The 11,510-nt window shown below is 24.2% G+C and carries 12 protein-coding genes; 7 read left to right on the top strand and 5 right to left on the bottom strand.

The features are described from left to right. Positions 1–138: 138 nt before the first annotated feature. Positions 139–408: a hypothetical protein gene (locus CAMP18498_RS07565; RefSeq protein ID WP_337198222.1), complete on the bottom strand. Its 270-nt coding sequence runs from the start codon at positions 406–408 to the stop codon at positions 139–141. Between the two features lie 80 nt (positions 409–488). Continuing rightward, complete coding sequence (locus CAMP18498_RS07560; protein WP_337198221.1) at positions 489–911, bottom strand: hypothetical protein; 423 nt, start codon at positions 909–911, stop codon at positions 489–491. A gap of 468 nt (positions 912–1,379) precedes the next feature. On the opposite strand from CAMP18498_RS07560, the gene CAMP18498_RS07555 reads away from it, so the two are divergent. After that, positions 1,380–2,510 carry a tyrosine-type recombinase/integrase gene (locus CAMP18498_RS07555; RefSeq protein ID WP_220568126.1) on the top strand — a complete coding sequence of 377 codons (1,131 nt, stop codon included), beginning with the start codon at positions 1,380–1,382 and terminating at the stop codon, positions 2,508–2,510. A gap of 45 nt (positions 2,511–2,555) precedes the next feature. Here the strand turns inward: CAMP18498_RS07555 and CAMP18498_RS07550 are convergent, their stop codons facing one another. Next, positions 2,556–2,834, bottom strand: a complete 279-nt coding sequence (locus CAMP18498_RS07550; protein ID WP_167333027.1) for a helix-turn-helix domain-containing protein — start codon at positions 2,832–2,834, stop codon at positions 2,556–2,558. Continuing rightward, positions 2,834–3,766: an AAA family ATPase gene (locus CAMP18498_RS07545; protein ID WP_263662151.1), complete on the bottom strand. Its 933-nt coding sequence runs from the start codon at positions 3,764–3,766 to the stop codon at positions 2,834–2,836. Before CAMP18498_RS07545 ends, CAMP18498_RS07550 begins: the two co-directional genes overlap by 1 nt. 84 nt (positions 3,767–3,850) lie before the next feature. On the opposite strand from CAMP18498_RS07545, the gene CAMP18498_RS07540 reads away from it, so the two are divergent. The 6 genes from CAMP18498_RS07540 (at position 3,851) to CAMP18498_RS07515 (ending at position 7,193) form a co-directional block, all read left to right on the top strand. Next, positions 3,851–4,522, top strand: a complete 672-nt coding sequence (locus CAMP18498_RS07540) for a helix-turn-helix domain-containing protein (RefSeq protein ID WP_220568124.1) — start codon at positions 3,851–3,853, stop codon at positions 4,520–4,522. 320 nt (positions 4,523–4,842) lie between these two features. Beyond that, positions 4,843–5,088: a DUF4433 domain-containing protein gene (locus tag CAMP18498_RS07535; protein ID WP_263683080.1), complete on the top strand. Its 246-nt coding sequence runs from the start codon at positions 4,843–4,845 to the stop codon at positions 5,086–5,088. A 613-nt stretch (positions 5,089–5,701) separates the two neighbouring features. Then, positions 5,702–5,887: a hypothetical protein gene (locus CAMP18498_RS07530; RefSeq protein ID WP_263683082.1), complete on the top strand. Its 186-nt coding sequence runs from the start codon at positions 5,702–5,704 to the stop codon at positions 5,885–5,887. After that, on the top strand, positions 5,841–6,272 hold the full coding sequence (locus CAMP18498_RS07525) for a hypothetical protein (RefSeq protein WP_263667829.1): 432 nt from the start codon (positions 5,841–5,843) through the stop codon (positions 6,270–6,272). Before CAMP18498_RS07530 ends, CAMP18498_RS07525 begins: the two co-directional genes overlap by 47 nt. Before the next feature lie 254 nt (positions 6,273–6,526). Further along, a complete protein-coding gene (locus CAMP18498_RS07520; protein ID WP_263683084.1) occupies positions 6,527–6,742 on the top strand; it encodes a hypothetical protein in 216 nt (71 codons plus the stop codon). Positions 6,743–6,968: 226 nt separating this feature from the next. Continuing rightward, positions 6,969–7,193: a hypothetical protein gene (locus CAMP18498_RS07515; protein ID WP_263683086.1), complete on the top strand. Its 225-nt coding sequence runs from the start codon at positions 6,969–6,971 to the stop codon at positions 7,191–7,193. A gap of 214 nt (positions 7,194–7,407) precedes the next feature. Here CAMP18498_RS07515 and CAMP18498_RS07510 read toward each other — a convergent pair whose 3' ends face one another. Further along, positions 7,408–11,040: a hypothetical protein gene (locus tag CAMP18498_RS07510; RefSeq protein ID WP_337198220.1), complete on the bottom strand. Its 3,633-nt coding sequence runs from the start codon at positions 11,038–11,040 to the stop codon at positions 7,408–7,410. Between the last annotated feature and the right edge of the window lie 470 nt (positions 11,041–11,510).

Raw genomic sequence — 11,510 nt, 5'->3', positions numbered from 1 at the left:
AAATAATAGAAGGAATACAGAATAGGAGATGTAAGAGGATAAAAAACTCCAAAATTTTAGTAAGGCTTTTAAATTTTTGCATAAAGCATATTTAACTATAAAGTTAAAACGCTTGTTCTGCCAAAATAATATATGGTTTTAACCAAATAGTTCCATAGCGTCTTTGTATGCACTAACCAACGAAGCTAAAGTAACAAAACCACCGATAATTAAAAAAATCATTTCAATTTTTTTTCTTTTATTCTCTTTTATTTTTTCCTTTTTATCTTCTTCTTGATTTTGTTCAATATGTAAAATATCAACAAGATTTTCTGTCTGGATTTTAAGTTCTTGATGTTGCTCTAAAATATTATAATATTGAAATATAATTTTCCATATTGCATGTTTTTGTTGATAGTTATAATGCACTGGATTACTAAAAAAATACTTTAGATTAAAAACATAAAAATCTTTTTTAATATCAATAACATCATGATAATTTTCTTTATCTATAATGCTTGAATTAAATTCAAATAATACTCCATTTTCTCACGATAAGCCAAAGAAAGCGCAAGCATAGTCATTATATCGTTAAATTTACTTTCACAATTATTAAATCTAGCCTGAAGCAAAAAGCCTTTTTCTGAAAACACAACTTTAATATCTGGATTATCATAACAATTTGATTTATCTATTTTTAATGTAGAACTACCTCTTAATAGTTGCGATATTTTACCATCATTCATGTTTTCATCAGTATATACAACTATATGATCTATCACACCTTTTTTAAATTGACAATACTCTTGACTTACCGAGACTCCATCTTTTATACATATAATACATATATCAAAAATTTTATATATTAATATTGTATCTTTGGCATACTTTTGATCTTCTATATTGGTATAAATTTCTAAATTTTGAGCCAAAAAGGTATGAAAAAAATCTTTTGCTCTTGTATCTTTTTTTAAATTTATCCTTGCAAAAATTTTCGATAATTTTAACTTGATATGTATTTATCATGACATCTTCCTAATTTTATAATATTATAAATTTAACTTATTGTTATAAATACGATTAAGATGAATTGTAAAACTTTAAATGCTTAAAAGGATTTTAAAGTAGTGGTGCGGATGAAAGGACTTGAACCTTCACGCATTGCTGCACCAGATCCTAAGCCTAATGCGTTTTGTTATCATTTTTTATCAAAGTATTGAAAAATAGGCGTTTTATTGTTTAAGTTTATCTTAAAAATAGTATTATTTTATACCATTTTGAGAAAAAAACCGCTACCACTAAAATCCATTTGAGATACTATTTTTAGTATATTTTTAATTTTATATTATGTAAAAAATAATAAAATTTTCTGCGTAAATTAAAAGCAAAAAAGGAATATCTTGAAAAATCTAGTAAAAATAAAAGAATATAAGGGTATATATTTTATAGACAAAGATAAGAAATTAGAGGATATAAAAGAAATTAGCTTAGTAGAATTACAAAGAAGATTAACTATACCATACGAATTAGCTATAAGATATTATGAAGGAAAAAAATCAAGCTATGAGATATTTCCTATTTTAAATAACACCCAGACCCTTAAAAAGAATTGTGAGTTAATTGCCTTGCAAAGAATTAATGGAAAATTTGCAAAGAAATTTAAAGTTAAAGAACCTAAACTAAATGAAGTGTTTGAAGAATGGATTAGTATGCGAAAAAATACTATTTCTAAAAAACATTACGAGGTAACCATATTTTCATATAATGCACATATAAAAGATGTTATAGGAAACATCAAAATAAAACAAGTCAAATTAAAAGATATGCAAAATATTGTCAATAAAATGATTGATCAAGGCAAATCTCCAAGAACAACAAAAACAATAAAAGATATACTTTCTCCAGTATTTGAATTTGCTATTAAAAATGATTATATAGAAAAAAATATAGCAAGAGAAATAGAGATACAAAAATTTGATAACAAAAGATATTTTACTATTGATGATGAGGATAGAAATGCTCTTTATAAAGCTATTATAAATTATGAAAATTTAATGATAAGAGCTATGTTTATATTTCTTTTACATGGAAGAAGAAAAAGTGAAGTTCTTACATTAAAATGGGACAATATTGACTTTGCTAATAAAATTTATTTTTTACCTTCAAGCCAAAACAAATCAAGGAAAAACTTACAATTTCCATTAAGTTCTTTACAAATAGAAGCTTTAAAAAGCATTGGAGTAAAAAATAAAGGATATATTTTTATTAAAGAAGATGGAAACCCCTATAAAGATATAAGATGGCATTGGGATAAAATAAATCAAAAATTAAAAACTCCTATTAGATTACATGACTTAAGACATTTAATAGGATATATAGGTATTAATATGGGTATATCTTTAGAAGCTATTGGAGAAACATTAGGGCATTCAAGCATAGGAGTTACAAAAAGATATGCAAATATTAAAAATGAAACTATTAATAATACTCTAAATGCTATTTTTAGTAATTTTAAAACTGAAAAACACTAATTTACAATGGTTTTTTAGGTTTTTCGGTTTTTTAGTTAAGTGTGATTAAAATTTTAAACTATTTTTAGAGCTATTAAGTTTTAAATATTCATCAAGATCATCTTTTTTAAAAACAAGTTTTTTACCAATTTTACAAAAAGGAACTTTTCCTAAATTACAATCCTTGTAAAGTTTTGAAGTGCTTATTTTTAAATAATTTGAAGCCTGTTGTACATTTAAATTTTCATCAGTTTTATTCTTGATTAATTCATTTTCTTTTAAAATCTTTTTAAAAATATCTTCAAGATCACTAGCTTTGCAAATTACTATATTATCCATATCCATTATTTTTCCTCATTTTTATTTTTTCTAAGATAGTAATAAATAGAATTATTGTCACAAGGTTCTTGTTTCATACACCATTTTCCATTAGGATTTTTAGCATGCTTTTGTAATAGAATTCTAATTCTATTTTTTCCAAAACGGGTTCTTCTATCTCTATAAACAATATCTATTAGTTCATTTTGTTTTATAGTTCCTATTTTTAAAATTTCAAAAACCAAATCAATAAATTTACTTTCAAATTCACTCAATATCATCTCTTCGACTTCTGTTGTTCCAATAATTTTTAATCCATCAAAGAGAAAAGCTTTGTCTTTTAATGATTCATATCTGCTTGATTTCTTTGGTACCAATAAAATAGATTTTTTTTCTAAATTTGAAAAACATTGAAAAGTATAATCAGCATAATCTACTATTTGTTGAGAATCGCCAAAAATTCCCTTTTTGTTTGTATGATGTATAAATAAAAATGTAGCTCCTCTGCTTCTAAGTTTTTGTTCTATTTTATATAGAACATTTAAATTTAGCAAATTACCTATTTTTGGATAAATAGAGTTAAAAGAATCGACTATAAAAATATTATTCAAGTTAGTTTTTGAAAAACTTTCTAGATAATCCTTATAGATTTGATATTTATTGTCACATCCAACTATATTTAAGCATTCGAATTTTTCTTTAAAATTATTCTTTAATTCATCAATACCATAATTTTTTAAATTTAAAAGATCCATGTCCGCATTGATATATGAAATTTTAATATTATGATCTTTTAATATATTTTTTATTAAATAAATGGCTATTAGTGTTTTTCCAGAACCACTAGAGCCATATAGAACACCCAAAGAACGCTTGGGTATTAAATTTTTGATAAACCATTCCTGAGGATTTAAAGTTTGAAAATCTATTGATTTTACAATATATTTTTCAAATTCCATTTTTATCCTTATATTTTTTTTTGATATTATACATTATTTTTTAATTTTTATGTTATAATTTTGTAATATTTAAAAGGAGTGCTGATGTTTGGAGAAAATCTAAAATCTCTTAGAAAAGAAAATAATATTACGCAAAAAGACTTAGCTGAAATTTTAAATGTACAACAATCAACCATTAGTCTTTGGGAAACAAATGCCTCAAAACCTAGTATAGATATTATTGAAATATTGTGTAAGAAATTTGGATTTAGTTCAGATGAATTAATATTTGGAGCGCAAGATTATAAAGAAAATGAATGCAAAAAACATATCAATAGATTGTGTTTGGAGCTAGGCTATGAAGAATCTATGCAAGAAATTTTAAAAAATTTAAGAATTAAAAAAATAACTTCTCTTGTTAGGACAGTAAAAGGAAAAACTTTTATTCAGAAATTTTCAGAAGCTTGGAATGGAAATGGAGAAAGAATGTTAGTTCTTCTATATTATTTTATTTTGTATATTAATAAAATAGAAAACACTCCAAAAAATAAACAAGATTTTATAGACATAATATCAGATTTTACCTTGCCTAAAAAAATAGAAATAAAGCATTTATTAGCACTTAAAAAAGATGATATGGATAGACTTGTGTCTTGGGTATTGAGTAATTTAGATGATTTAGAAATTCAAATTTTATTTAATGATTTAAAGGAAAAAGTGTTAAAAATTATTGAAGAAGAGTTGAATATCATCAATAGAAATTTGGTTAAAATATAATATATAAGATATTATAAAATTTGCAGTAGTAGTAAAAATTGATACTTATAGTTTCTATTAATTTATATTTTGTATAACAAAGAATATACATGTTAATATAATTGAGTGCTTATTGAGCTTACTATTTTATTATCTATATTAATTAAATAAATTAAAATATAAAATAATTTTTGAATTATCTGGCGATTATTGTTTGGTTATTATTTAGTGTTTATGATAAATAATATAGAATGAGTAATCTACTAAAATGAAATTTTGCATTTCTTTTTTATATCTTTTGGATACAATATCAGAAAATAAGGAGGGTTAAAAGGTTAAATGTGAATAATATACCGGAAAAAATTAAAAGAGTAAATATTAAAGATGGGAAGCTTTTATATCATCTAACACCATTAGAAAATTTAGAAAGTATGATTAGAAATGGTTTAAAACCAAGAAGTAACCTTGATAAAGAAAAATTTATAGATACAGCAAATTCTGATATTATTAACAAAAGAAGTAAAATGAAACTTACTGATTATGTTCCTTTTCTTTTATATCCAATGGACCCTATGATGGAAGTGTAAGAAAAGCTTATCCCGATAAAGACTTTGCATATATTTGTGTTAGTAGAGAAGCCATATAAGAGTTTTAGTATTTCATTTTTGCTTATAAATAAAATACCTATATTAATAAAATTATACCAAAATTCACAATAAAAATCAAGTTTTTTAATGCTTTTAAATGCCTATTTTATAGTATTTTGCAAGGGTTTTTATATTTTACATTTTTGTCCTTTATAAAGTTTATTTCAAGTGCTTTTTAAGCGTATTTTTACACATAAAAGTCCTTTATATATCTCCTAAATGTCCTTTATAAAGTCCATTTTTTCTTTTTTTGTTATTTTTTGCTTAAAATATATCAAAAAAGTGCTTTATTTCGCCCCTAAAGGTGCTTTATATATCCCACAAAAGTCCTTTATAAAGTCTTTTTTATAAGCATTAAATATTGATATATTAGTATTTATTCTGTTTTATAATTTAATTTGTTAATTTTAACTTTAAAATTAATATTGGTAAGTTAAATCCTGATTTTTACTTGACAATTGTTAAAACATTTATAAAAAATTGTGTATAACAAATAACATAATTTACTTGTTGTGAGTTAGTGCTATTTTATAGCAAGAAAGGGGTAAGGCAAATGTCAAACATAAATGCTTTTTTATTTGGCTTTACAAATATGTTTAATGCAGATATTCTTAATGCTATATCATTAAAAGATAGAAAGACAATGGTGGATAATTTTTACAAAAAGTCAGAAGAATTAAGAAAAGGTAGCAATGAACAATATAAAACCGAAATCAAAAAAATCACAAAACAAAAATAATATTACTCTTAATCAGCAAAATAATACTTTCATTAATGTTAATTCTTCTTTTGATTGTTTGCCTAGACTATCAAAAGAAATGCAAGAAAAATGTATTGCTTTAATGGAAAAACAAACAGATCATATTATAGATATTGAAAGAAAACTAATTAATGAAGATAGTAAAAATCAAGAAGTTATGAGAAATCTAGCTCCAGAGCAAATTAAATATGTAAAAAAAGGACAGATATTTGCTTTTATAATAATTTTAATAGGATTTATATTTGGTTTTGCCCTCGCGTATCTTAAATATCCTTGGTTAAGTTTTGTAGGATTTGTTACTTCAATTGGAGTTGTAGCTTCTCAGTTTTTATGGCAAAAGCAAGAAAAAAATAATAACAAATAAAAAGTAGTTAATATTAATAGTTTTGCAATTTTATAGTATATACTCTTTATATAGTTTATTGGTTCTTTTATAAAATATTTTAAAAATAAATTTCTCAACTATACATTAAATTATTTATATCATAATAGTTAGATATTGAAGGGTTTGAAAAATATATGATGGAAGAATTAGGCTATTTAAAAATACTCCATAGTAAAACTTTTTAAAATACCAAAGGAGTAATCATAGAAAATCGTTTCGAAATAAAAAGAGAAGTGGATAATGCCTTTGATAAAGTTTTTAATGGTAATGACAGAATCAATGAAGGTTACACTGATAATCATTACAATAAGGTTACGCTTGATTATTTTGTTGGGTTGTTTGATCAAGATAAAAAATCACTAGAAAGACAAGAGAAAATTTTGAAAAAAATAGAAGAAGAAGATTTTAGTGATATTGAAAAAAACATTGAGAGCATTTTAAATGGCTGATAATATTAGTAAAATTAAAGAAGTGGCGAATACTGAATATAACAAAAAGCTATTGCTGGTATGATGCTTGAATTTCATAATGTTTGTGCAAAAAAAAGGGTGTATCGATTCCTAGTGATTATAGGCAGCAATGTATACAAGTATTTAGAAACTCATAAACAAAGACTTTTGGATATTGATTATTATAAAATTATTTCTTGGTACGCTGTAATTGTTGCTAAAAAAAATGCTTAATTTTTACAAAGCAAAAGAAATTAAAAATAATAGTTGGTTTAAGGTTATTGATTTTGCTGTTTGGAGAATGCTTGAAGAATTAGAAGATAGTGAAAAACGAACAATAGATAAAGCTTATAAAAATAAAATTATTGCAATGACTGCTTGTGAATTAACAAATCAAGGGGAGTTTGATATAGGAAAAAAATGGATTATATATACTAATGCTTATAGCTAGAATAGTTCAACCTATCAACTCATAATCTAATCAAAATTGTAAAAAACTAAAAAAATATTCTAAAATTCGTAAATTTATATAAATTCAATAAACTTGTACAAAATTAATCTATCGAAAACTTTCTTGATAAAAGCTACTAATTCTATTTGAATAATAAGAAAAAAATAATTGCATAGATAGATTATATAAAAAACAATAAAGGATAGATTAATTTTTATGCAAGCTGTATAATTTTTTTATATTCATCTTCAAAAATGGCTTTTCTTGTGCATTGATTAGACTTTTTCAAGAAACATTCGAAAAGATTGATAAAAAAATTATCACGAAAAAATATTGCATATTTATTATACTTTTCTGCTTCTTGTTTTTCTTTTTCACCTCTTTCGTCTATTTTTTCACATGTTATTTTCGGAAGTCCCAATCCTTCTTGAATAAATCCATCTTTAATTTGAGAATCCTCAAGATACTCATCAATAATTTTCAGAATTTTTGATGATAACGAAGTGGCTTCGTGACTGTTAATAAATTGCCAAAGTAAATCTCCTATAATATATTTCAAATATAAAATCTTATCATCTGGTTGTGTTTTGGTGGCATAGTTAATTACCTCTTCAATCCATTTTTTCATTTCATCTGTATTCAATATAGGCTGATTTGTTATTGGATTTAAAAAAGAAAAAAATTTTAAAAAATAAAAGAGATTTTCCCCGTAAGCTTTTTTTGATTTGCTATCAAGTTTTTGCATATCATTATTATTTGGAAAAATCAAATCGATAAATGAGTGTGGATTTTGAAGCATATATCTTAAAGAAAATATGCAATTAAAATTTCTTAGCTGTAAAAATTTCCATTCTATGTTAAACATAATAAATAGGTTTAAATCTACTTCTTGTAATTTTTTGATTATTTCTCCATAGTAATATCTTTCTTCATCTCCATTACATTTTTTTGGATCAACTTGCAACATTGCATTAGTTATATCTTCTATGTTGATTTTTATTTTATCAAAAGAAATCCACATTGATAATGAGACTCCTAAAAATAACAAAGCCTTTTCTGGCATATTAAAAGATAATAATGTATAAAAAATTGAGGAAATTAAATTAGAATCTTGTTCAACATATATAGTAAAATTTTCCCAATAATGTTTTTGTTCATCGAGATTTTGTTCTTTTAAAATTTTTAATTTTGTATTGTCGGGTTTGCTAATTTTAAATAACTCTATTCTTTGTTGTGCTGTGATAGATTTTAGTTTAATATTGTCTTGTAAAATCTTATCAATATTACGTAAAAAGAAGCCTCTTGCGCATAATTGTTTATTTTTTGTATTAGAAACAAGCCATTTAAACATTGTAGACTCAAATTTCAAATAATTAATTTCATATATAATTTCACCAATTTTTCCACATACTATAGAACTTGATTCTCTAATTAAAATAAATATATATCTTACCCCTGCTTGCTGACATATATTTTTTATTGCTTGTAAACGTTGAGTGTGCAAGTGCTCTGAATTCTCTTTTCCATGATATTGAAAAAGATGTAGATTTTCATAAAGTGGATTGTTAAAACAAATACTTTCCACAAGCTTTTGCATTTTAGTTATACACTCACGGGATACCGGCCAATTATAATTTTTAATATTTTCAATTTGCTCAGTAATTTTCTGTTTGATTTCAAATTTCTTTTTGTTATTCGCATTTTTTAAAAAGGTTTCTAATTTATCCACAAAATCCGATTGATATTTAGTGTTAATTTTTGTTAATATGGATATGCAATAAAAACTTTTTTCAAGATTATTGGTATTTTTCAATATAAGTTGAGTTGCTGCTTCTATGTATTCTGAATATTCATTTGAAATATTTTTGGAATTAAATTCAAATCCATTGTGCCAATTACGGTGTTTAGGATATGAATGTCCTATTTGTACTTCATAGTTCGACGGCAGGATTCCACAAAGTATATTCCATATAACTTCACTATTGTTTGTATAAAAATTTTCTAGCAAAGCAATTCTTTTATTATGCGGAGTATTGGTATTATGAATCCATCCGGCAAATAAAGTTTGAAGTGTGATTAAGCATTCTTTCTTGCAAAAATCATTTTTTTCTAATTCAAATAGCACTTTTACAACTTCTGTAAAATAATTATGATCCCAAGCAATAATTTTAAGTGTGTAAAAAAGATATTGCGAATCATCAAACAAAAAAGTATCTTTTTCAAAAAACCGCTTTAATAATTCTCGCTCTTTTTTATTTTTTACCAAAAGTTTAAATTGGTTAATAATTCCTCTTGGACTAGCTTCTGCTAATAAACCTAAAACATCTTTTAAGTTAAAAATAGACTCTACTATATTATTTTTATCAATAATATCTTCTATTGTTTTATCTATTTTATGTTGATTATTTGGATTATCCACGGCAAGAATAACCAAAGTATCAGCAAGTTCTTTTCGTAAAAAACGTGAATGTGTAAAAGTAAAATTGGAAATAAACGCTTGTTTTTCTTTGAATGTTTTATCTTTTTCCAAAAAAACATTTTTTATATTTTCTAGAAATAAATCATCAATTGTGTAATTATAAAAATAATTTATGATTAATTTTTTCAAAAGAATTTTATGATAGTGTAAACCTGCTATTTCCAAGAGATTAGTATTTTTTATATTTTCAATATGTTTTTTTAAATCTATATATTTTTTTTCAGAAATTGCTTCTAAAAAATTCACATCTCCTTTGTACGAAGTATCCCAAGAACCAGCTAAAAATAAGGGAAGATATGAGTGTAAATCATTTTTTATTATTTTTTCAAGTTTAATCAGGATATTGTTGTCAATGGGTTTTAATTTTGGATGTATGGCTATAAAATCGAGATTTCCAAAAGTATCTTTATTAATTTTATTTGCCTCCAATATTGAAAATCCCATTTTTTCTAAAACTTGTGTTTTATCTTGCTTGGTAAGATATATATCATTGTGTTCTTTTGTTATTTCTTTGTTATTTCTTGAAATGCGAACTACAAGATGTTTGCTTGTGGCATATCCAATATTATTTGGCTCAAATCCCTCATAAAATAAAATCAATCCGTTATAAACTTCCACAATGTTATCCCAAACATCTTGTGATTGAATAATTAGGGTTCTATCTGTATAATCGGTATTTTTTTCTATTATACTTAAAGAAAAAATTAATCCCTCTGATTCTACAGGCGTAATAATATTTATAAGCCCATTTTTATTTTTAAGAGAATTTATAAATGCAAATTGTTCGTTTTCTCTATTACACAAAACCAACTCATCTTTTAGTTCGACTTGTGTTTGCTTTCTCCAATCTTCTAACCTTGCTGAAATAAGTTTAATGTTTTGTGGTGGTAACTTACCGATTTCTTGTGCTAAATGTAGAGCAATACTTGGATAGTCTTCTAGCCAAGATTCATAGTCAACAGAATTTAGTGCTTTAACTTCTTTCCATTTATGTTCATCTGTATATTTTTTACAAAAAATATCTTTTTTTGTCCATGCTCTAAAAGTGCCAAATATAAAAGTAATATCTGGGTCTGAATTATGTAGCCGTTTTTTATAGTCTTTTTCTGCTTTTGAGCCAATCTTTTGATCTGTACCAAATTCCCAAATAGATTTTCCAATGGGGATTATTCTATGACGATCTTTGGTTTTTATAAATCCATCATATCCAGGGTTGCTAATACTGTTTCCTTTGGGAAGATAAAATTGTTCTAATTCTACACTTGCCTTAATTAGTCTATAAGTAAGATTTGGTAGTAGTTCTTGAGCTCTTCTAGGATTTGTATTACAAAAATTCTCCAAATCTTTAGCGGTAATATTCCATTTCAAATTTCAACCTTATTTTATTATAGATTTATGCAAAAAATATAAATTTATAATAAGTTGTTTCTTAAAAAGTAACTTATTTCTAGTCTATTATATTTTATTATTGTTTATTGTAATAAATACTTAGATAATTATAACTTTAAATAATGTAAAGTCTTAAATATTTATCTATTTTTATAAAATATTTATATTATAATTAGATTATAAAATGTAATTAGAATTTTTTATACAGATTAAAGAATAAAAAGATAAGTAATCATCAATTTGAGTGGTAATATTATAGATTCTTATGAAAAAAGTCCAAAGAAGTGCACCTTATCAAATTTTAATTAAAATATTGTAATTGCTTAGTAAAATTAAATAATAAAAAAAGGAAAACACTATGGAAAAATTATCCCAAGAAGAAATACAAAAAGCTATGAGAGAATGTGTAGTTAGTTCTTATACTTATGATCCAGCTAATCCTAATGGTT

This window comes from Campylobacter sp. W0066.2 (assembly GCF_024723515.1).
GTDB lineage: Bacteria > Campylobacterota > Campylobacteria > Campylobacterales > Campylobacteraceae > Campylobacter_D.
The sequence above is the reverse complement of the archived record's forward strand: the minus strand, read 5'-3'. Positions and strand labels throughout refer to the sequence as shown.

Bases quoted from the DNA above. Each gene is read 5' to 3' on its own strand.
- CAMP18498_RS07540 (WP_220568124.1), top strand. From the start codon at position 3,851: ATGTTTGGAGAAAATCTAAAATCTCTTAGAAAAGAAAATAATATTACG.
- CAMP18498_RS07525 (WP_263667829.1), top strand. From the start codon at position 5,841: ATGAACAATATAAAACCGAAATCAAAAAAATCACAAAACAAAAATAAT.
- CAMP18498_RS07550 (WP_167333027.1), bottom strand. From the start codon at position 2,834: ATGGATATGGATAATATAGTAATTTGCAAAGCTAGTGATCTTGAAGAT.
- CAMP18498_RS07545 (WP_263662151.1), bottom strand. From the start codon at position 3,766: ATGGAATTTGAAAAATATATTGTAAAATCAATAGATTTTCAAACTTTA.
- CAMP18498_RS07515 (WP_263683086.1), top strand. From the start codon at position 6,969: ATGCTTAATTTTTACAAAGCAAAAGAAATTAAAAATAATAGTTGGTTT.
- CAMP18498_RS07530 (WP_263683082.1), top strand. From the start codon at position 5,702: ATGTCAAACATAAATGCTTTTTTATTTGGCTTTACAAATATGTTTAAT.